Raw genomic sequence first — 21,928 nt, forward strand, 5'->3', positions numbered from 1 at the left:
GTTTAAAATTTGTTGTTGACGACTGAGATAACATCGCTAAAATGCACAGCACATCAACAAAGCAGGCCAGCGAGGCTTTGCGCTTGAGTTGATTTTTATCTAAAAGCGGCACTAGCTCAGTTGGTAGAGCGCGACCTTGCCAAGGTCGAGGTCACGAGTTCGAGCCTCGTGTGCCGCTCCAAAGATAATTAAGGCGGGTTGGCAGAGTGGCCATGCAGCGGATTGCAAATCCGTGTACCTCGGTTCGACTCCGGGACCCGCCTCCATATTGAAGTTAGTATGGCCCGGGTGGTGAAATAGGTAGACACAAGGGATTTAAAATCCCTCGAACGCAAGTTCGTGCCGGTTCAAGTCCGGCTCCGGGCACCACTTTCTTATCTAAGAATTTAATAGGTCAGATTTTTATAGAATTGTTTAATCTAGAACCTATTTGTTCAACTGTTCCAACAAATCTTCAGCATAATTAGTATGGCCCGGGTGGTGAAATAGGTAGACACAAGGGATTTAAAATCCCTCGAACGCAAGTTCGTGCCGGTTCAAGTCCGGCCCCGGGCACCACTTCCTTTCTATATTATTTTCTAATCCTGCTAACATTATCTAATCGCATTACTGGCTTTAAGTTTGAGCATTTTGTTTAAGAACTAATAGATTAGAGTTGATTGGCATTGTTTATCGTAAGTTGTTTTAACCTGGTTGTGATAGAACATAAATCATTATTCAATAAGGCGATAATCGCCGAATAATGCTTTGCGTGTTCATCTCAAAGTGATAAGTTTTAAAGTAGTCACTTGGGATAATTTGTTTTTATTGCGATTCATGTTTGTAACACGAGACTCCACCGATGACCCATGCTCATACTCCGTTTCAATTTCGTCATACATTGGGGCAGCGAACGTTCGGCTTTGTTGACCTTGCTGATCTGATGGCTAAGGCGACGCCTGCCCGCTCTGGTGATAGGCTCGCAGGTGTTGCAGCGCAAAGCGCAGAAGAGCGTGTTATTGCACAAATGACGTTAGCTGATGTACCGCTGAAACTCTTTCTTGAACAGCTTCTTGTTCCCTATGAAGATGACGACATTACCCGCTTGATCATAGACGATCATGATGCTGTCGCCTTTGCGCCTATATCGCATCTTACTGTTGGCGGTTTTCGGGATTGGTTGTTGAGCGATCTAGCGAGCAGTGAGGTGCTTACGCAAATTCGCTTAGGTGTGACACCAGAAATGGCCGCGGCAGTGAGTAAGATTATGCGCAACCAAGACCTTATTCTCGTTGCAAAAAAATGCCATGTTACCACTGCGTTTCGTAATACCATCGGCTTACCGGGGCATTTATCCACACGCCTACAGCCTAACCATCCAACCGATGACTTAACGGGGATTGCGGCGAGTATGTTAGATGGTTTGTTATACGCCAATGGGGATGCGGTGATTGGCATCAATCCAGCGACAGACAACGTTCAGCAAGCGACTCGTTTGATAAAAATGATGGACGATGTAATCCAGCACTATGAGATCCCGACTCAGTCGTGTGTACTAACCCACGTTACTAATACACTGGAATGCATCGAGCAAGGTGCGCCTGTAGACTTAGTTTTTCAATCCATCGGTGGTACGCAGGCCACCAACGACAGTTTTGGCTTTAGCCTTGCCAATCTTGCTGAAGCGCAGGATGCTGCTTTGTCCTTAAAGCGTGGTACGGTCGGTCACAACGTGATGTATTTTGAAACCGGTCAAGGGAGCGCCTTGTCAGCCAATGCGAATCATGGTCTGGATCAACAGACCTGCGAAGCCCGCGCCTACGCCGTTGCCCGTAAGTTTAATCCATTATTGGTCAACACCGTTGTTGGGTTTATCGGCCCAGAATATTTGTATGATGGCAAAGAGATCGCTCGCGCAGGTCTAGAAGACCACTTCTGTGGCAAACTACTCGGCTTACCCATGGGGTGTGATGTTTGTTATACCAATCACGCGCAGGCGGATCAAAATGATATGGATAATCTCCTTACGCTTCTCGGGGTCGCGGGGTGTACCTTTGTGATGGGGATCCCTGGTTCTGACGACATAATGCTCAACTATCAAACTACCTCGTTTCACGATGCGCTATATGCTCGTCGAGTATTAGGGTTAAAACCTGCCCCAGAATTTGATGCGTGGCTGGAAAAAATGCAAATTTTTAAGAGTAACGAGCAATTCGTTTTGAATCAAACAGTACCTAGTGCTTTTCGTCAACCTTTGAATCGTCTGATCGGAGGCCTCTCGTGAGCCAGAATAAATTAATTATACAATCTGCTGATCGCTCGCTGTTGGACTCTTCCTTTGATGAAGCCGTAACGGAAAACCCGTGGCGAAAGCTTAATACTTTTACCGATGCACGAATTGGCCTTGGGCATGCGGGTATTAGTGTCCCAACTAAGCATTTATTGGCATTTCAACTTGCCCATGCTCAAGCCATTGATGCTGTTCATACTCATATGGATAGCGACAGTTTAGCCAATCAGTTGATGGCTCAAGATTGGGCACCATCATCCCCCCCCTTGTTGTTGCATAGCAGAGCGGTGGATCGTGGCTGTTACTTACAACGACCTGATTATGGAAGACGACTTGATCAAGATTCGGCCAACAAGCTTGATGAACATAGAGCGACTCACCCGCAAGGTTATGACCTTGTGATTGCTATTGCCGATGGGCTATCTTCTATTGCCATTGAGCACAATACCCAGCCTTTTCTCGATGCGCTATTTTCCCTACTCAATACTCAAAACGATGATTCCCATCTTAATCGCTACATGGATTCGTTTGAATTACCTTCTACTGCTTGGAATGTAGCACCTTTGTGCTTGGTAGAGCAGGGACGAGTTGCTATTGGCGATGATATCTGTGAGCGCTTAAATGCCAAATGTGTCCTCGTATTAATTGGAGAACGGCCCGGCTTAAGCTCACCCGATAGTTTAGGTTTGTATCTTACATGGGGAGGTAAGGTCGGTTATACCGATGCGTCTCGCAACTGTATCTCGAATATTCGCCCTGCGGGACTTAAGTATCAAGAAGCTGCTCGCAAGGCATTTTATCTATTAAGCGAAGCCAGACAGTTAAAACTCTCCGGCGTGAAATTAAAAGATCGCTCCGATGATGGCCCTGTTATAGAAACAAGTAATACTAGCCGTAATTTTCTTACCTCTTAGGAAGGGAGGCTGCGGACGCTTGAAAAGTGCCCGATTGATAGCGTTTATTTGCATGTCAAAGAATATGAAAAATGGCTGAGAGCTTATTTAAAATCATCAACTATTGACAGACCGAGACAACCATTGAGCGAATGAGGCGAGTTGAGTAGATATCATTTTCTTTGAGCCTGTAACAGATTCTGTGCAACCAAGGCTTATAAGTCGTTAGCGTCAGTTATGCTAATGCTAAGTTAATTCAGCTTAGCCTCCATTGTATATCACCCTTTTTTGAACGAAAGGGGCCCGTGTTATTGAGTCATTCATCCCGATGATGTTGACTTCGCCTTGACGCAAATAACGCCTTTAGCTCTTATAGAGCAACTAAGCAAACTGGGCGGCTCTATTATTGGAGTTTATTCAGTAACGCCCTGATATCTTTTTTTCGTCCCTCATCTGCTAACTGATATTCGGGATTGATCTTAAATTTTAAAGCTTGTTTAAGGATCTGGATAGCTTCAGCTTTTTTGCCTTGTTTAGACAAAAAATCGGCATAGAAGTAGTTAGTCGTCAAATCGTTTGGGTTCATTTTCATCGCCTGTTTGAGCAATGTCTTTGCTTTGTCATTATTGCCAAAACTAATCGGCCAGCTGGGTGCTCGATAGTAAAGGGCACCCAAAATGACATATGGCGCGTTGTGTAGGACGTGAGGATCAATGGTTATGACGTGTTCGATGCGATCTTTGGCTTCCCGAATTAAACCGAGTGCACTGCTGCCTCCTTCCACACCGGCCAGCGATGCTAGATTAATGGCAAGTAGGGTATTTAGCGTTGGGTTATCAGCATCTTTTGTTAAAGATTGTCGGATCAGAGCTATCAGTTGGTTATAACAGTGAATTTGCTCATCCGATTGCTGACGTTGGTACTGACAGACGGCCCATTGGTGTTCTATGTCATGAATATTTTGACTGGCACTATAGGTGGGAAATGCAAGTAGCAATAAAAGTAATAACATTATTTGGACGCGGAGTTCGATACGCATGGACGGCCTATTCATGAAATGATCATCATCGCTAAAAAATAGCGATTCATTGCTCTTATTGAAACGTTTCTTGTTTTCCTGAATTGTTTATTCAGCTTTATCAAATGTGTTGAACGGTCTTTTGGACTTGTTGGCCTGATAGAAAATTCAGGCCAACAACCATCGCATAGTACAATATATTAAGGCTTATCTCCCTCTTTTCGCAGCACTCGAACGCCCATAAGAATCGCACCAATGACCATGGCAAACCCTAGCATAATGGGTCCTTGCATATTTTTAAAATAAGGATCAGCGATAAATACTAACATTAACCCGAATATTGCGGCAGAGCATAGGGTGACGAAGGGCAAACTTGCGATGAATTTTCGCCATGGGTAGTACCAGATACTCGCGAGCAAAATAACAATGATGACGCTAAACACACCGAACAAGATTAACCGCAGTAACCAGCGGTTTGGGCAAATCCAGTTTAACACCTGAGTGCTATAAGCAATGACCGTGTTTAGAGGTGTCGGTGAAGGGGATTGAGTCGAGTAGAACGTGTTTTGGATAAATTGTTGACTGACTGAGTCGGTGACTGTTGGCCAATAAGCCGCCCCAAGTAAGCTCCAGCTTGATAGGTGCACCAACTGGTTTAATTTTTCGTAGGAATGATAATGTGCAGCAGTAATCAGCATGGGGATCATATGTTGATATAAAACGGCGGTTTTATCCTGTTCTGGCTGGTTACTCAGCCACTTCAATAAGCCGCGGATCTGGCTAAGCTCATTATCGCTTTTATCCGTTTGTGTTGCGCTCCCTGGACGCATAATTAACAAATTACTTATTTTAGAAAGCTTGTCCAAATTGCTAAAGGTATAAAAACTGTGGGGATCGGCAGCTAATACCGCTTGAATTGGAATGATCACGTTAAGGTAGTAGCGATCATGGGCGTGTGCTTCAATGCTCTCTGTATTGGCTTTATCGAGTAAACTGGCTTTTAAGGCACGAATAAATGCTAAAAAGGCTTTTTGGCTGTCAGGGCTTTGCAGCGTTGTTAAGTCTAAATCGAGGGTAATGCCATCGGCGATAGTTGGAATATGCGTCATACCTAAAGAGAACAAAGGATGCATGCGATTACTCAGATGCTTGTTCAGAGGCTGTTGAACACTATCGACTAATTGTTTGATCATTTCGGTAGTGAATAATCCGGTGAGCTGTTGCTCGGATAAATGTCTTGATGCGCTAACCACGAGATCGATGTCAGTGCGGTAGCGGTGGGCAGTTTGGATAAACTCACTATCTTTGACCTCGGTCGTCCAGTTTGGAGGTAAGATTAAAGTTCCCCCGTTGTCGGTAGGCTTCAATGTAGCTCCGACGTAGCCAATGCGATCCAACTGGCTAAAGTGAATGAGTTGACCTTCTTTAGGGTGCAGCCAGTAGGGGTAAAATCCATAGAAAATATCGGCGCTATAAAGGGGAGCTTTACTGTCTTCACAGCCACAGTTGGAGGGCGCTCGCCATAATGTCGGTCGATCTGTTTTCGGCGAAATCCCTTGTTTCCCCGCTTTCTGGATAATACTTTTACCCGTGTCGCTCGATGGTGAAATACCGGCAAGTTTCAATGCGATATCAAATAGATAGTTGCCGGCAAAAACTTCGCCTTGTAGCGGCTGAAGCGCGTTGAGTGAGTCTTTGGAAATAGCTACCAGTTTAAGCTGTTCAAGCGTTTTTTTAAGTGCTGATGAATTGATCTGCCAAACTAATGCAGGCGTTTGAGTTTTAGTTTGGCTACTCTCGGTGGTTTGCCTGACTTGAGTGGTATGTTGGTCGTTTAAACTATACGTGGCTTTAGTGGTGGTGCTACTCTGGGTTTGGCTATTTGAGCTTGCTGATACTTTGAGCGGTTGCGACTCGATTAATCCATTTAGGTCTAATTCTGGATGTCCCAATTGGGTCAATGGTTCACGCAGGGCATTAAAAAGCTGCGTGCGTTGGTCAAATTGTTTAGAAGACAGTTTGTTTAATATTTGAATCGCTGCTTGCTGGTCGGCCAAAGCGTTGAGATCCACCGCACTCAGTTGGTAGTAGTCGACCGTCTTCGTTTGCTGAACCTGTTGAGGAGGACTTGGCTGGGGTTGAGGTTGAGGTGTGGACGGTTCTATATGGGGTGGTTTTGGGGTAAGATCTTGTTGAAGTTCTTGTGCGCTTAAGTGCAGCAGCTGGTTTGGCGCGATGGTTTTGCGCCAATGTGGATAAAGCGTGTTGATTTGACTGGCTTGTGTCAGGTTTGTTTGCAGTGTTTGCACAAAGCGGGTTTGGTTTTTAGGTACAATTACGGCAAATTCTGCACAAAAGTAGGCGAGCCAAGTACGAGTTTTGGGACCATAAAGACCATCATCTAAAAGGTGACCGTCGTTTTTCAGCGACTGAATAAACGTCGGATTATATTCATAGAGTGATTGCAATTGTTGCTGGGTGATTTTGCCAAACACATCAGAGCTACCACTGGGTAGGGATTTATAGCAGTTAGTATACGCTGATCCGTCCCAAATTGATGGGCTGGCAGCGTGAGCGGAAAAGGTCATGATACAGTACAACACTATCCCAAATGGCATGAACCTTACTGATGTGATCATAGTGTTTTTCCTTCTTTGCGACGCTCTTTTTGGATCCCTTGGCGTAGCATGTCACAGGTTATATTTGGGCTTTGTTGTTGGTGGGCGCTAATCGCTGCATCTCGAACGACATTAATCATGGCTCCTGCAGCCATCGGATAGGCTTCGGCCAACTGTTCAAGCTGGGCGTGCTCATCATCGGGTAAATGCAAGCCGATTAGGGTTTGCCACAAGGCGAGACGCTGCTCGATATCTGGAATTGGAAAATAGATCATCGACTGAAAGCGACGAGCAAAAGCTTCGTCAATATTATCCCTAAGGTTCGTTGCTAAGATCACCATCCCAGGGAAGTCTTCAATCCGTTGTAACAGGTACGCCACTTGTTGATTAGCATGGCGATCATTGGCGGTATCCCCTTTAGAGCGGCTGCCAAACAAGGCGTCGGCTTCATCAAAAAATAAGATCCAACGACGGTTCTGAGCTTGATCAAACAAATTGGCCAGATTTTTTTCAGTCTCTCCAATATATTTAGATACGATCGCCGATAAGTCGACTCGATAAACGGGTAATCCACTGGCTTTGCCTAGCAGTATGGCGGTTAAGGTTTTGCCCGTACCAGGTGGGCCATAAAATAGGCATCGATAGCCAGCTTTGAGATAACGTTGCAGTTGCCAATGGGCCAAAATTTCAGAGCCTGAAGTGAGCCATGTTAAGACTTTTTGGACCTCATTTAAGGTTGCTGAGGGAAGCACTAGATCTTGCCATTCCAACGCAGTTTCAATAAGCATTGCTGGAAACAGACTGCTGTAGCTGGGCGATTGTTCTTCACCTGTGGTTAATTGGTGCAAATAATTATCGCTAATACTCAGGCTACAACTTAATAGCGGCTCATCAGGCTCGGTGGCGCCGAGCACGATGACTCCTTTTTTAAATAACCGATGCGCGCTATGAAACCGGGTTAAAAATGCGAGCCGTTTGGTTAAGCTATTCCCTGCATATAAAAAAGCAGCTGTTTCACCAGTGGGGATAAAGCCACTGTGTTTTTTACCCAAAAGACCACCAAACTCACTATAGCCGCGGCTGAAACTGTCGTTTTGAGTAAAGAATATATCCAATAGTTGGGGACGTAGATAGGGTATGAGCGCCAGAATCAGCATCAGTCGCTCAGGCCATTGCAGATTTTCATCACGAATAAGTGTTGCATAATCGCTGTAATCATCACTCAAGTCAGGCGCAGAAAGTGTATCAATCTCGGCTAACTGGGGTTCTTGCTCAAAGTAAAGTTTGATACGCCGATCAATGATCTGATTAAACCAGTTTATTTCTCGCTCAAGCGACTGGGCATTGGCCCGGCCTTTGCTTTGCGAATCGGGTTGCTTTGACTGAATGACTTGATGAAAATTCATATGCATTGCTCCCTAACGCCAACTGACAAACATCGGTTTGTCCATCCACGGGTATTTAATGGTTTGATAGCTCCATGGCAACTGATCAAGCAGCATATCAAATGTGCCGGGGGCGATATTTAGCTGCCAGTGTTCGGTCTGGCGAATAAGTGTTCCTGAGCGTTGTAAAAAAGTGCTACGCAGGCCATCAATCGATGTTGAACCTAATGCCTGCCAATGTGCGCGCATGGCGTTTAGCATGCCGTCGATCACCAACTCTGCCCCATCGGGCAATAAATGATCAGCTGGGATCGGCATCGTTAGAGGCATACCACAAAGCACTTTGTTGAGCATCATCCGATATTCGGGCGCTTCATGCTGGCCATATACTACCTGTTGTAGGCAAAATAAAGCCTGTTCTTGCGTCTGAGGGCTGGCAAACTGTTTACCATCGGTTAACCCGAGTCGTTGAAATAGATTGGCAAGATACGGTGCGGCTAACACCATCCCAGCATTGTCGATACTTATCGGCTCGCCATCGGCTGGCGTATCATCTGTTTGGCTGAGTATTGGGCAAGGGCGCTGAGTGATCGCTTCTTGCAGCGGGCCAATGATCGAGGCCTCAATATCCGGTGGTTTAGGGGGGGCAGTAGCCTTGATGTTTTCTAATGTTAACCATTGATAGCGGCTATCTGCGCGCTGTGTGGTTAATAAAGATTGCTTAAGCGGGGCGTGAGCAGAGATATATGGGTGAGCAAACAGCGCTGCTTGGATCCGCCTGATAAGGTGATACATTCCCTCTTGGCCGCCTAACAATAAGAGCTGGTGGTAAAGTGTATGCCAAAGTATGCTGCGCGCGTTCCCTGTATCGGCTAGCTGCTGAGTCAATGTTTGAGCGAGCCAATCAATATAAGCTAAAAGCTGCGGATAATGCGTTGCGAAAAGCTGACGATGTTCTTGATCGCTCAGCGCTGTAATCCAACGGCGTAACATCGGAGGGGATTGCAACTGTATGCTCAACCACGGCCACAAAGAGTGGCCATGATTGAGCAATATATATCGTCGTTGTTCAATGTTTGGCAATGGGGCGTCGGTTTGAAGCCATTGTTGCAGTGCTTGCAATGGGTTTTTTAGTGGTTTGAGCCAGTCTGTTTGCGCCGAAATCGGCACATGATGCTCGATCACCGATTGGAGTAAGGCGATTCGTTGTGCTTCGCTTTGACTGGGTAATTGTCGGTGTAATTCACTTAATATAGCGAGCAGCCAAGCGTGGATGCTCCGCGGGGGATCGGCTGCTAATGCGCGTTGATAAAACCAGTTTGCTGGCAGGGGAAGCTGTTCTAACAATATGCTGAGTGTGTGGAGCCATGTGATAAGCTGGTCGGCAATTTTAGGGACGAGTAATTTGATCAATCGTTGCTGATTAGTCACTGACAATTGCTGGAGTGGCCAATACGCAGCAGCTTGAGTGAATTGCTCGACAACTGCACGGCGGTGTGTCGCAGATAACTCTAAGGGAATCACCCAGTGAGCCATAGGTGCCTTTAGCCAGGCAAGCATGTCTGGTGACGATGAAAGGCTTGTCTCGCTATATACAATGGTGAGTTCAATTAGCCAATCAGGTGGTGAGGTACTCGTTTGTAACATCGCATCGATCAGTTGTCGCGCAGACACATTATGTCTGGCAGCCAACTGTTGGACGAGTGATTTTAAATAGCTATGGCGGTTAAATTCGCTGCCGCGATCGCTTAATAGATAGGCGAAGGTCAACTGCCATATACTCTGTTTTAGTGCGATGGGATGGCTGGTGATCACCGCAAAATAGTGGTGATGATGGATGACACTAGCAACGGTCGGATGCGCGCTTGAATCGATCACGATGACAAGTTTCAGTAGCGTGCTATCTGGAAATTGTTCTGCCCAGAGACGTTGATAGTTGTCGAGTTCGCCAAGCGTGACAATCTGCGTTCTTAGCCACAAAGGATCTTGGTGGAGCATATTATGATAAAGCTGCTGCCAGATGGGCTGATCAGCCGTTAATAGCGCGTCAACTATTTGTTCTCTTGCTAAATAATTTGGCTGATTCACCAGCGAACGCTCAAGTGGCTGAGTTGTAGACAATGAGTGCGAGCTTAATAAGCGTAGTTGTTCATTCAATAAGCTATATAATATTGATTGTGAGGACGGTGAAGCGACTTGCAACATTGCGCGGATTAGCTCCGTTTGAGAAATGTTGCGTCGAGCGGCCATGCGCGCCGTTAATGTGGTTAGATAGCTGCGCCGATTAAATTCGCTCTCGTGTTCGAGAATGAGATAACCAAGGGTAAACTGCCAATAACTAACCCGTGTGCTATGGCGATCCACCGGTTGGGTCTCGAATGTGGCCCATATTCTAGGGTGGTGGATAATGTCTTGAATGATTTGACCAGCCGCTGGGGTGATGTGAATCGCTAAGCGGATCAGCGTTGGATCACTATAGCCTTCAGCCCATGTTTGCCTAATAGCCGCTAGTTGTCCCATCCAACGTAATATTGAACTCAAGAGGGTTGATTCGCTGGGCCAGTGCGCGAGCAATGTGACTTCATCAGCGCAGCGCAGCGCCATAATGATCGTGATTGGCTCGGATGTGGTGGCGCGTGTTTGCAACGAGAAGTGCTGTCGCCAATGTGCCTCGATGGTTTCTTGCGACGTTGAGTTTTGTTCTATGTCCGGTTCAATTGTGGTTAAAAGCGCTTGTTTCGCAAAGAAAGGTAGCTCGCTTAGTAAACGTTGTGCCGATAGCGTATTGACGTTTAGTCCACGCAGAGTGCTTATTAACAGTGCCGCGTCATGCCTGAGGAACCAGTCTAACGTGTCGGGGGATATTTCACCGGCTACCAGTTGATGATGTAGCCAGTGACGGCGGACGGCGCTAGACATTGTTTCTATTTCAGGGATGGCTATGAGATCTTGTTTTGGGGTCTTGTCAATTTCATTGAGCATTGTCTGCATTTGCTCGCGTAATCGTGAGTCAATGGCGCTCTGTTGCAAGGTCTGACGTAACATGTGGATGAGCGCTGCAACAGCCATATTTTGATGCGCTGCCATTTGATAAAGCACGCCTTGTAGATAAGTTTGTTTGTTAAATCGGCTGCCGCGCTCCACGAGCAGATAATACAAAGTAAACCGCCAGAGTTGCTGCTTAAGGTGAGGCGTGGCGGCGATCTTAGATGCTGTCGCCGCACTTGGTGTTGCGGCTGAGTGAACCCATAATTGTGCTGTGTTTAATAACAGATAGAGAAACGGATATTCGCTCGGTTCTAATAGTCTAAGTAGGGAAAACCGCTGAGATGGTGTTAATTGTCGTACCAGTGTGTCGGGCAGCCTCGGGTCGAGATGATGGGCTTGCAATACGGCAAGTAGCACATGGCTATATGGACCTATAATGGGCCATGCGTATGGCATCAATAAACTCAGATCATGATGGGTCAGCGCGTGGGTTAACTGCTGATGATAATACACTTCGATAGTTTGTTTTAAGCGAGGGTGATGCTGTTTGTCACTTGCGACTAAGCGTTGAATCAATCGAGATTGATTGGCGGCAGATAGGCGCGTGAATAGCCGTGCTAAATCCTCCGTGGGCAGTTGATAAATCATCCGCGCCAATAGTACTTCGTTAGATGGCTGTGCGGCTAAGTAGTGTTCCAGTTGATCAATATGGCTGATCATCGCGGGGATTAAATCAAGCTGGCTGAGGTGACTTTGGCTGTTAATATTCCAAGGCAATTGACCCGTTTGCAAAAACATCAGCGCTTGTTCAAAACGATAGTCTTTACTGGCATAGCGATGAACAGAGTTCGGCACAATGGCCGGTGATGTTAAGAGAGACGTCAGCTGAACGGTGAGCTGCGCCTCGATAGCGGTTAGTAATTGACTCAATAGCGATTCAGTATTTAAGTTCCCTAGGTTCAACTCAAGTTTATCGATGGTGATGACTTCATCGCTGGGATTGAATCGATCAAAGACGCGTTCAAGCATTGGTAGTAGTTGCTGAGAGACCCACTGGTGGGATTGGCGTTCAAACTGCTCGGCTGGTTTGCCAGTTTCAAAGTTGAGTGTGAGCCGAGCATGGGCAATTTTGTGGAAGGCTTTCATCGTGTCAGCCCCAGCGATTGCACATTAGGTTGCAATAAAAAGGCTAAGAGCTCGTTTGCCAACTGATCACAGTGTTTGTGATCGCGTTGATGTTTGGCGCGGGCTTCCCGCCAGTCTGTATAAAGAGTTTCAAAAGCACAAAAGGCATAAAATGAGAGCCAGTGATAGTGCACCATCAGATGTGCGGGAGTATTTTGCGTGATGAGGCTTTCGGCTTGGCTACGAAATAATGGATTTTGATGGCGAGCGGTAAAACCAGGCAAAACAATGCTGATCTGTTGGGCATATGGATTGTCATCGTCATGATGCTTAGGGTCACTAGCGGTAGGTCGTAGCGCAATATGTTCGATCACATAAAGCCCTTCGCTATCGCGATTAAGTTGGATCAGCCATTGGCGCAGGTAGTAGCTAAATTGCATGAGCTTCTGTCGCTGACGATGACATCCAATATACAACCACTGCGGCGACTGAGTATTGCTGGAGAATGTAAAAAAGAGTTGATAATCCCCTTTATGTGTACGAGGTAGAATGCGATAGTTTTGAGACGTGATACCGTACTGTAGCAGTGATTCGGGGATTGTTTGTCCTTTAAAAGCGACAATAGCACTGCGCATTTGACGGATTTGTTGATCGGATAACTCGGCGGTTTGTGTCTTTGCTGGCACATCCTCTAATTGTGCTTGTAGCACATCCGGCAGTTGAAACAAGGTCTGTTGCCCGATACTACTGCGTGCAAAACTGCTATCGGGTACAACATTTAATAGATACTGAGTGATATTGCGGCTGTATAAGTGGTGTCGACGCCACGAAATTCCAAGCAATAGGGTGAGGCGGCGCTGATAATCGCCTATGCTGTCGGCTTGACACAAGTCACATCCTAAGCCGCGATTAGCGGTTAGTGCGCTAATATGAAGAATAAACTGTTGCTTGCTGTGCAGTAGTTTCCATTCAAGCTCTTCGGCAGAAAAATAATCATTAAACTGGTAGTGCAGTGCATCCGGATAATGTTCACCATACAGCGCTAACAGGTAGTCGAAGATCCGTCCTTTACGTTCTGGATAGTTGTCAAATTGGCTCTGTAATTGACGCAACATGTGCTCCGGCTGAGATGCGTAATGTTGCTCGATACCTCGGAATTGGTGGTTTCCTAGGGGTTGTACTTGATAGCTGACTGGGTTTTCAAGCAAGGTTGACCAGAGCTGACGAATGCCTGCTAAATCGGCGCAAAAGTTAGCCATTAGTTGATCAAATAGCAGCAGATAACTACGCAGTTGATGACGTTGTGCTTGTTGCTGCGGTTGATAGTGACTTATGCCCGCTGCTGCTAAACGATAATTGCGGGGGAATAGGGTTTGAATCGATTCATACTGGCTTAAGTCATAAAAGTGACCCGATATGTTAGTTGTAAGATCTGCTGAAGGGGATGGTGTTGATTGAGTTGAGGATGATTGTTGATGATAGTGATAGAGGATCTCAGTGAAATCGATACTCAGTGGGTGGCCGTGTTGACTCAGCTGCAACTGGATTTCGGTTGCATTAAGCGGTATGGCTAGCCAAGCATTTTCTGGTAGTTGCGTTAACGCATCATTGTTATCTGATTGAGAGGGATAGGGTATCAGCTGAAGCTGTTGCACATTGATAATACCGGGAATGGCCAACAGTGTTTCAAATAGTCCCGCCAGATTGGCGATTGGAGCATGATGGTCAATCCATTCAGTTGCTTGCCAATAGAGCTGCGCAATGAGACGGTTAGGTTCGACTTCACCGGAAATTTGGACGTTGGCGCACAGTGATAACCCTGTTGTTCCGACGATAGTGACTTGACTGATGTCTTCACCCAATCCGCGGACTTGATGATACACTTTTTGAATCTGTTCAGTGATGTTGGCGATCGTTTGTGGTTCATTTAAGGCTCGCTGGCGATGTATCATGTTGAGTCGACATTGGATGGTGTAAACCCCCTGATACAAAGGCTGGGTTACTGGCAGTAATGAAACGCCCTCTAAGGCTGGAATTTTATTCAGCAGATATTGCTCGTAATCGGCTATTTGCTGAGGCGGAGAGGTCAAAATGGTATTCGGCAGCGCCAACCCTTGCTGAGTATAATGAATATGGCCATCTGGCTGGGCGAGATAATCACTGACTGCAAAATCACTTCGATAGATTAAGTCGGTCAATGCATAGCAGACCTGTTCTAAAATTGTGACACCGGGGTCGTGCAAATTGTAATCGGTCCAGATATGACCACTTAGTTGTTGCAGATAAAGAAGACCTTGACGATAGAGCTGCTCAAAACTATCGGGCTTATCAGCGTGGTCGTGTCGTGGGATCGGGTTGACCATTAGTCATCTAGCTCGCTGCTGACGTGAGTTTCACAGCTTTGCATATAGGCATCCTGCCACAGCTGTGTCAGGTGATAGCGGATCACCCGTTGATCACCATAGCTGGTATTAGAGCGGATTTGCAGTACATAAGGACGAATGGCTCCCTCTTTGATTGTTTGTTTCCAACGAAGCCGTAGTTTATCGGAGCTTGAGCGAAAATAGCCCTGGGTGACTTGAATTGGGTTTTTGCGTTGCCAGAGCCGATTCCACCAACGGTTTGGCGCACAGGTATTGATCGCAATGGCATGTAACAATGCGTAACGACCACTGTGGCGGATCCCAACCCCAGCAGCTATTTCAAACATCTGACATCCTTCTAATTCTGGGGTTAGATCATGCCACTGTCCATCGGCAGGGATCTCAGCATCAAGCATCTGATGGCCCATCCGGCCATGAGCGGCAATCAAGCCATTAACATCAAGAGCGCATTGTGGATGATCGGTTTGAATGCCCATGTACCCATCACCTGTTAGGGTGAGATTAGCTGCTTTGTTGCGGTGTTGTTCGGCCGTAATTTGTAAGTTATCTTGCTGCTTGGCAAAACCGATATGCCATAGTGGGGTGTCAGGCGAGCTTTGCTGATAGAAGCTCAGTAGATGTGCGCGATCGAGCGCCGTCAATTGCAGCCCCGAATCGGGTGGTTTGGCGAATCCTTCTTCAATCTGATTAACGCATGAGTCGATCAAATCTGCAAAATGGTCAGCAGAGGGCATTGCGCCTTGGCGGAAATAGTTTTTTAAGGTACTGCGATTACGTTTCGCCATAATTAGTCTTCTCCCAGCGAGGGCTCACCGGAGCGATTGATAATAAATTGCTCGCCAATGGTTAATTGACCCACTCCGACCGGTTGGGGGCTGATCTCCAGAGGCTGGGGGGTGACCTGGATATGATGATGTTCCGCTGGTAGCAAGATGTACCACGGATATTCAGCCGCAATCGTGGGCTCGGATGAGGCGCTATCTTGCAGTTGATAATTAGTTTGCTGTAGTTGACTGATTTTGAGTACGGATAACCCCGTCACATGGCTGACAAATGGAAATTGACTTATAAATGCGACGAGCTTACTCAGCGATAACTGCCAACCTAATCCAAGATTGGCCGTATCATTTTTCCAAGGACATAGATGCTCGCTGATTGCGTAATTAAGATGTCTCAGAGCGAGTCCGTGGTGGGTCCCAACTTTTAATGTCACCTGGCAGCGAACTTGAATTCGCTCATATCCGGGGTGGCGCACTTCAACTTGGCAGCCACTACGACTGACCGATTGTAAATAATCACGAATTGCGAGTAATTTTGCAGAACTGATGGTGACTGGAATACACGGATTATGTTGGCAGTGAATTGGCTGTGGGGTGACGATTATTAGCACGTGACCGGGAACGTTCTGATGTGAGTCAAAGCGATGGTGGGCAAAGCAGCTCACGCTGCCAATATCAGCAAACTGTTCGAGTACCAAGTGCTCGTAATCCCAAGGTGTAATAGCGAGTCCTTTATGATGCAGTTTTTCGCTCACCCGTGCGATCCACTGTTGGCGATTTTCTTGTTTAGGTGCTGCGTGAAGCGGGGTAAGCTGCATGATGTTGGCCAGATTAGCGGGTTTAGGTGAGACCCGCCAAGTGCTCCATGGTGTCAGTGATGGATTTGGCTGCCCTTTGACCTCAATGACATGTGTTGCAATGTGGCGACAATTTGGATAGAGCCCGATGCCGCAATCGGTGCTGACACATAGCCAGTAGTAACCGTCGGGCATAATACTGTGGTGAGTATTGATCGTGTCTGGTAGGTCGAGTGTGATAACGCCAGTGGTAATAAAGCCTTGGGTTGAATCATGGACAATCTGCTTCGGTGGGAGTGTCAACCACTGATTGTCGACCAAATAAGCCCAATGGTAATCATTGGATGGATAGGGTGAGAGGATCTTGGATTGACCGTCCAGCAATAAGAACAGGTTCAAATAACCCGATAGTTGCGATGCTGACAGACCAATAAACAAATAGCTGTCATGGGGATAGTTTGCCATCAGGCGTTGGGCTTTGGGTGCCAGCGGATCTGCGGGTGGATAGATCAGCTCTTTGCCAAAAGGATGCAAATGGATGATTTGGCTGTGATTGGTGGGGCTAGGGGATTTTAGATCTAACGTGCTTTGGGCGTGATAATTGACTGCAAAACGGCTTAGCTGCGGTGTATAGGGCGAATTGGGTAGAGGTTGTAATTTGTCTTTTTTCTTATTTTTTGTATTCGCAATGAGGGTTTGACTGAGCAGCGGTGCATAGAGACGGTGGCCAAAAGCTGTTTGCGGGGCGATCAGTTTTATTTTAAATAGCCCATTGCGAATGCTTGATTGTGAACTAAAGGGTGTTTGAGGCCAAGGTTGAGTCACTGGCGTAAAGGCGTGTTGCATCGATAACTGCAACTGTTGGGTTCGCTGTAACGAACCTTCTTTAGGGGCAAATAGCGCATAACTAGGTGCGCCCACTGATTGCCATTGTCCATTACTCAAAACCTCTAGTGCAACCTGAAAACTGTGATTGCAATAAGCATATGGGTAACCTTGGTAATATTGACGAAAGCCGTCGCTGCCACGCGGTAGATCGGTCCAATGCATATCCACTGATAGGGTATGAATGTGCTTACGAGCGAGCTCTTCACTGGCGATGACTAAATAAGATTCGTCGTTGGGTAAAACTCCAAATGGATGAAATGGCTGACTTGGATCGCTTGCCCCTTCATTGTTAAATAGCTGAAGTTGTGTCAGTCCCTCAATCCGTGTGTCGAGTTGCAGATCCATTAATTCAAAGTCGCGAAAAATAGAATAGGGAAAACAGTTTGTCTGGTTTTTTAGCGTCAGCTTAAATGCGGGATGAAGCATGTCCCAGCCTTGATTTATCAGCTCTTGATTGGGGGGAATAATCGCCGCAAAGCCAGGTTCAAGATTAAAGATCAGCGTGAATCCATACCGATGGCTGATTGGCGTTGGCAACGGATAGATCTGGTAGTGAGTGATCGCTAGCCAGCCTTCTTCAGTCGTTAGCTCGGCGTCAAATAAATTGCTAAAAAGCAGATAAAAAACGGCAGTTTTTGACTGCATGAGTAGTTCATGGACGGTCTGCTTCGCTGGCCCCGAAAGCGTTTTTTCGGCCTGAGCACGGATCAGACTGATATCAGCTGGACTAAGCCAGTCTGTATCACTTAATGCATGGCGAGTAATCAGAAGTCCAAAGATGCGGTAAAATTGCTCGGGTTGCTTAGCTTGTTGCAATAGCGCGAGCAAAAATTCTCGGTAGATGAGGTTAATTTGCTGATCAGCCTCAGCATTGGCGAGCTGATGGCATTGTATTGGACTGAGCGTTGCGACGAGCTGCTCGGCGATGAGCTCTATCCTTTCAGGCTCACCTAACGTATGACGATGGATCGTTAGTAACTGAGTAAATAGAACTTGGATCTCATCGGTTACTTTACTATCTGGTTGGCTTAATCGATAAAGTTGTCGATCAATTATTTCCCTTTGTTTTTCGCCTAATTGGAACTTTACACTGACTTGGCGTTTGCCTTGCGCCATCGCAAGCACGGGATCGGCGACAACCAAGCCCATTGTTTGATTTTGATTCAAGGTGTCGGCGCTAAATAGCGTGAATGACTGAGTATCTGGCAGCTCAGGTGGGGCTGCATCAGGGGCGATAGTGATCGATTGACTATTGATCCCGCAGACTAATCCAGCTTCTCGTTCAGGAGATATCAGAGGATCCCGCTTGAAGCTAAGCTGGTGGACTTGGCGGACTTCGGCATCAGTGACCAGTATTGGATAAGCTGTGCGATAATCTATACGCTGAAACTGTGCGTCTTGTCCGGGACTAATGAGGGTATTCTCAGTCATGGTCACGGGCGTTCCACGATGATTATTGAGTGAAAGTTTCAGATAGGTGTGATTATCTGGTGCTGATTGCTCAGTTTGTCGCAACACGTCTCGATAGTAAAAATTAAGGTGGCGTTCGTTGAACTGGTTGATTCTTACGCGTGCTAGCTGGAACAGCCGTAAAAAGCTTACATAAAGTGCTAGCTGAGGGGGATGTTCACCGTGTTTCAATGATTGTTGCAGATAAATGTGACAATCCTTTTGCAACGTTTTGAGCGTCATAATCGCGGCAGAGAAGCTATGTTGGATAAAATCAAATTTTGGGGGAGTTGTGACCGTCTGATCAAGTTGCCAGAGTGGGTCAAATTGGCTGAAATATGAGCGTTTTTCTTCAGGTATGCAACTGAGTAACTGCTGGAGTGGGGCAATTAATTTATTCCGATAATGACCGAGTAATACAAATTTAAGTTGATAGGCTAATTCGGGTTGGCTGGGGAGATACTGGTACCAGCTGTTAAATTGACGATACAATCCGATAAGGTAGTCAATAGCAGGACTTTCCCCCAGTTGCATAGCTTGTTTGAATTGCTGACGGCAACGATAGGGATCGAGGCTGAGGATACAAGCGCAGATCACTAGTTCATTCGTTTCAAACATGGCGGCCCATGAGCCCGCTTGGTGGTTATTTTCATCGTGATAGGGAAGTGTTGCAGCAAATTGTTTCGCCCAGTCTAACAACTGCTCAAAGCTGAGCTCATGGAGTTGAAAAAACTCTGGGGTAAGTGCTTTGATTAGGCGTTGCTTCTGGGTTGTGGTCATTCAGAGTCCTCCCTATTGGTTTGGGGGAGCAACTGAGGGGCGATCAGCGTACCTTCTTGTAGGTAAAATGGGTAAACCATATTTCCCCGCGTATTGGTGGTGACGATGAGATAGGTGATGTTGATGATCAAGTTGCCTTGCATGGCGTCGATCGTGATCTCGATGTCGAGCAGATCAATGCGGGTCTCGAAATACAAGATAGCTTGTTTGATACTCATTTTTATCTCAGTGAGAGTCGTTTGTGAGAGCTCCGCAAATACCAGTCGGTGTAAATCACATCCGAATTCGAGGTGCATAATTCGCTCGCCGGGTGTCGTTGAGAGTAATATGCGCAAACTTTCTTGGATATCCTGTTCATCTTGACTAAGTGCCACCTGTTGTTTTGGGGCGTTAAAGCGAGGAGGAAATGCCCAGCCTCTGCCAAGAAAGTTGTTGTGATCACTCATCTCTGATTCCTTTTTAGCCACCAATTAAAACGGTTGGTTCGCCTAAAATAATACTCCCTCCATGATTGGTACTATCTCCCATTCGAGCCGCTGGTTTGCCGCCAATCATCACCGTTACGGAGCCTTTGATGATGGTTGATGGCGGCCCGACACAGGTGCAACTATCACCAACAACTGATGCAGGCAGATTACCGATCAGGACTGTCGCAACCCCTGGCCCAATCACTGGGCCACCAACATGTGGGATCGGCGGCAAGCCAGGCGTTTGCATTGGGCAGAGGTGCATATCGGTAATTCGTGCAGCAAATGGCATAATTGCTCCTTAGTTAATTTTGACCAATCCACCTTTGATGGTTGTCATTCCTGATGCCGATAGTTCAGCGGTTGCTGAACCTTTGGCAGTAAAACCGGTTTGAGCTTCTAGTGAAACATTCATACCCGATCCTTTCACATCCGCATTGGCTTTAAGGCTGATATTACTAGTGGCTTTGAGCGAGATAGCCCCTTTTGCTGAAAGACTAATATCTTTAGGGCTTTCTAAACTAATCCCGCTATCATTTAGAGTGACTTTATTATCATTTTGATCGCTGATGGTGATCGCTTTATCACTGTCGCTGAGGACAATACTATTGCCCCCAGGTGTGATGAGTGTGATAACTTTGTCTTCTTCATTAAACTCCACCTTTAGTTGACTTTTGGTTACGATGGCTTTGGTATTGTTTTCGGCGGTTAACTCATAAGGTGGAGTGTGTTGGCTACTGTATAAGCTGCCTAAAATGATCGGCTGTGATGGGTCATTGTTGATGTAACCAAGAAGAACTTCATTGCCAACTTCGGGAATAAAAAAATTGCCGCTGCTGCTAGTGGCATAGTAGCTGATTAGTCTCGCCCAAAGTAGATTGTCATCATCGCCTAGAGTGGGTAATTTAACCTGAATGCGAGACTGTGATTGAGGGTCGTCATTTAGCTGAGTCACCACTCCAATTTGTAGGCCATCGACGGGTGGAAGCCAGCCAGCTGCCGGTGGTGCACCTAGATCGCGATGTTCACTGGACCACATAGGGGATAAACCTAAGTCAACTGTTGTAACCCACTGACCCTGTTCGATCTGATGATGTACGGCGCTGATATATTGCGGACCGTTAAAACGGGCACCGACGCCGGCGATTTTAATCAAGGTATTGATTTTGGCATCGGCATTGCCTTGAAAGCTCACCGAACCGCGGATTTTGGACAAAGCTGACTTAAGTTGCTGCCCTTTAGCCCAACTTTCAAGGACATCCTCACTGAGTGTCCCGGATGTTTGAAGGCGATAGTTGCCTACCCCCAACACCTCCGCTAACGTTGAACTACTCAAATTTCCTTGCTCATTGATAGACTGGCTACTTGCTTGACCTTGCACCATTTGTTGTTGGCTCATATCCCAGCCGATCCCAGTGACCTGATTGAGTTGATAGCAAGGGTCGACTTCAACTGATAAATCGATGAGCTCATTGCCATAGGTAATGGTTAGCGATGGGCTGTCATCTAGTGTTGGTGTCACTACGGTGATCTTATTGGATTGGTTACTAACCACCATGGCGTTGGCTTCAGCGCGGGTCAGCAGAAAATCCCAATCGCTGCAATTAAACTGGGTCAGTTCATCATGTTCACTGCTGGTTGAGTCGACATGATCTAAATCGAGTCCAGAGTAGTTACTGATGATTTGACTGATAATGGCGCTATCTGTCTGCTTGAGATAGCACTTACTTTTGCGTGCGATGGTCATGGCAACTGCTTGATCTTTGCATGTAATATCCAGCAACGTTTGATTATTGCCACTGATATGGATGGCATGTTTAATGACGATGCCTTCGTAAAGTGTAGTCTCATCACTATCATACCCTGCACTAATGGTAATGGACGTGCCCGGTTTAAAAGTATCGGTTTCACTGATAGCAAATGTTTGGTTGGCAATATCACCATCGGCAATTAATAGCTCGGCATGAGCAACCTGATTGATCTGGGAGAAGATATTAATGGCAATAACACCAATATCACTGGCTATCTCGCTGCCGTCAGCTTTAATGGTGAACGTCACGACGCCATCTGTGTCTTGATTTGACATAC

Annotated in this window: 12 protein-coding genes and 4 tRNA genes; 6 read left to right on the plus strand and 10 right to left on the minus strand. The window is 46.4% G+C overall.

The features are described 5' to 3' along the window. Positions 1 to 105: 105 nt before the first annotated feature. From ABUE30_RS00990 to eutC, 6 genes are all read left to right on the plus strand, one after another. Positions 106 to 181 (plus strand) — tRNA-Gly (locus ABUE30_RS00990). 11 nt (positions 182 to 192) lie between these two features. Then, positions 193 to 266 (plus strand) — tRNA-Cys (locus ABUE30_RS00995). Positions 267 to 282: 16 nt separating this feature from the next. Beyond that, positions 283 to 369 (plus strand) — tRNA-Leu (locus tag ABUE30_RS01000). 102 nt (positions 370 to 471) lie between these two features. Next, positions 472 to 558: transfer RNA gene (locus tag ABUE30_RS01005), tRNA-Leu, on the plus strand. Positions 559 to 841: 283 nt separating this feature from the next. Beyond that, on the plus strand, positions 842 to 2,263 hold the full coding sequence (locus ABUE30_RS01010) for an ethanolamine ammonia-lyase subunit EutB (RefSeq protein WP_408621818.1): 1,422 nt from the start codon (positions 842 to 844) through the stop codon (positions 2,261 to 2,263). Further along, a complete protein-coding gene (eutC, locus tag ABUE30_RS01015; RefSeq protein WP_408621820.1) occupies positions 2,260 to 3,183 on the plus strand; it encodes an ethanolamine ammonia-lyase subunit EutC in 924 nt (307 codons plus the stop codon). Before ABUE30_RS01010 ends, eutC begins: the two co-directional genes overlap by 4 nt. Before the next feature lie 382 nt (positions 3,184 to 3,565). On the opposite strand, the gene ABUE30_RS01020 is transcribed toward eutC, so the two are convergent. From ABUE30_RS01020 to vgrG, 10 genes are all read right to left on the minus strand, one after another. Next, the gene (locus ABUE30_RS01020) at positions 3,566 to 4,216 is read right to left on the minus strand and encodes a tetratricopeptide repeat protein (protein ID WP_408621822.1); all 651 of its coding nucleotides are present in this window, start codon (positions 4,214 to 4,216) and stop codon (positions 3,566 to 3,568) included. A 164-nt stretch (positions 4,217 to 4,380) separates the two neighbouring features. Beyond that, on the minus strand, positions 4,381 to 6,819 hold the full coding sequence (locus ABUE30_RS01025) for a hypothetical protein (protein ID WP_408621824.1): 2,439 nt from the start codon (positions 6,817 to 6,819) through the stop codon (positions 4,381 to 4,383). After that, a complete protein-coding gene (locus ABUE30_RS01030; RefSeq protein WP_408621826.1) occupies positions 6,816 to 8,204 on the minus strand; it encodes an ATP-binding protein in 1,389 nt (462 codons plus the stop codon). Before ABUE30_RS01030 ends, ABUE30_RS01025 begins: the two co-directional genes overlap by 4 nt. Before the next feature lie 12 nt (positions 8,205 to 8,216). Next, positions 8,217 to 12,317 carry a contractile injection system tape measure protein gene (locus ABUE30_RS01035; protein ID WP_408621828.1) on the minus strand — a complete coding sequence of 1,367 codons (4,101 nt, stop codon included), beginning with the start codon at positions 12,315 to 12,317 and terminating at the stop codon, positions 8,217 to 8,219. Further along, positions 12,314 to 14,659: a hypothetical protein gene (locus ABUE30_RS01040; protein WP_408621830.1), complete on the minus strand. Its 2,346-nt coding sequence runs from the start codon at positions 14,657 to 14,659 to the stop codon at positions 12,314 to 12,316. The genes ABUE30_RS01035 and ABUE30_RS01040 overlap by 4 nt, the downstream gene beginning before the upstream one ends. Beyond that, on the minus strand, positions 14,659 to 15,465 hold the full coding sequence (locus ABUE30_RS01045; protein WP_408621831.1) for a hypothetical protein: 807 nt from the start codon (positions 15,463 to 15,465) through the stop codon (positions 14,659 to 14,661). The genes ABUE30_RS01040 and ABUE30_RS01045 overlap by 1 nt, the downstream gene beginning before the upstream one ends. Before the next feature lie 2 nt (positions 15,466 to 15,467). After that, on the minus strand, positions 15,468 to 19,373 hold the full coding sequence (locus ABUE30_RS01050) for a hypothetical protein (protein WP_408621832.1): 3,906 nt from the start codon (positions 19,371 to 19,373) through the stop codon (positions 15,468 to 15,470). Further along, the gene (locus tag ABUE30_RS01055; RefSeq protein ID WP_408621833.1) at positions 19,370 to 19,819 is read right to left on the minus strand and encodes a GPW/gp25 family protein; all 450 of its coding nucleotides are present in this window, start codon (positions 19,817 to 19,819) and stop codon (positions 19,370 to 19,372) included. The genes ABUE30_RS01050 and ABUE30_RS01055 overlap by 4 nt, the downstream gene beginning before the upstream one ends. Before the next feature lie 13 nt (positions 19,820 to 19,832). After that, positions 19,833 to 20,132 (minus strand): PAAR domain-containing protein, encoded by a 300-nt coding sequence (locus ABUE30_RS01060; RefSeq protein ID WP_408621834.1) that lies wholly within the window; start codon positions 20,130 to 20,132, stop codon positions 19,833 to 19,835. Positions 20,133 to 20,141: 9 nt separating this feature from the next. Continuing rightward, complete coding sequence (gene vgrG / locus ABUE30_RS01065) at positions 20,142 to 21,926, minus strand: type VI secretion system tip protein VgrG (protein ID WP_408621835.1); 1,785 nt, start codon at positions 21,924 to 21,926, stop codon at positions 20,142 to 20,144. Positions 21,927 to 21,928 lie beyond the last annotated feature (2 nt).

It is taken from the genome of Celerinatantimonas yamalensis (genome assembly GCF_046054155.1).
Lineage (GTDB): Bacteria > Pseudomonadota > Gammaproteobacteria > Enterobacterales > Celerinatantimonadaceae > Celerinatantimonas > Celerinatantimonas yamalensis.

What these genes read in the sequence shown, in the direction of transcription:
- ABUE30_RS01010 (WP_408621818.1), top strand. Translation starts at nt 842, where the DNA reads ATGACCCATGCTCATACTCCGTTTCAATTTCGTCATACATTGGGGCAG.
- ABUE30_RS01020 (WP_408621822.1), bottom strand. Translation starts at nt 4,216, where the DNA reads ATGAATAGGCCGTCCATGCGTATCGAACTCCGCGTCCAAATAATGTTA.
- ABUE30_RS01025 (WP_408621824.1), bottom strand. Translation starts at nt 6,819, where the DNA reads ATGATCACATCAGTAAGGTTCATGCCATTTGGGATAGTGTTGTACTGT.
- ABUE30_RS01030 (WP_408621826.1), bottom strand. Translation starts at nt 8,204, where the DNA reads ATGAATTTTCATCAAGTCATTCAGTCAAAGCAACCCGATTCGCAAAGC.
- ABUE30_RS01035 (WP_408621828.1), bottom strand. Translation starts at nt 12,317, where the DNA reads ATGAAAGCCTTCCACAAAATTGCCCATGCTCGGCTCACACTCAACTTT.
- ABUE30_RS01040 (WP_408621830.1), bottom strand. Translation starts at nt 14,659, where the DNA reads ATGGTCAACCCGATCCCACGACACGACCACGCTGATAAGCCCGATAGT.
- ABUE30_RS01045 (WP_408621831.1), bottom strand. Translation starts at nt 15,465, where the DNA reads ATGGCGAAACGTAATCGCAGTACCTTAAAAAACTATTTCCGCCAAGGC.
- ABUE30_RS01050 (WP_408621832.1), bottom strand. Translation starts at nt 19,373, where the DNA reads ATGACCACAACCCAGAAGCAACGCCTAATCAAAGCACTTACCCCAGAG.
- ABUE30_RS01055 (WP_408621833.1), bottom strand. Translation starts at nt 19,819, where the DNA reads ATGAGTGATCACAACAACTTTCTTGGCAGAGGCTGGGCATTTCCTCCT.
- ABUE30_RS01060 (WP_408621834.1), bottom strand. Translation starts at nt 20,132, where the DNA reads ATGCCATTTGCTGCACGAATTACCGATATGCACCTCTGCCCAATGCAA.
- vgrG (WP_408621835.1), bottom strand. Translation starts at nt 21,926, where the DNA reads ATGTCAAATCAAGACACAGATGGCGTCGTGACGTTCACCATTAAAGCT.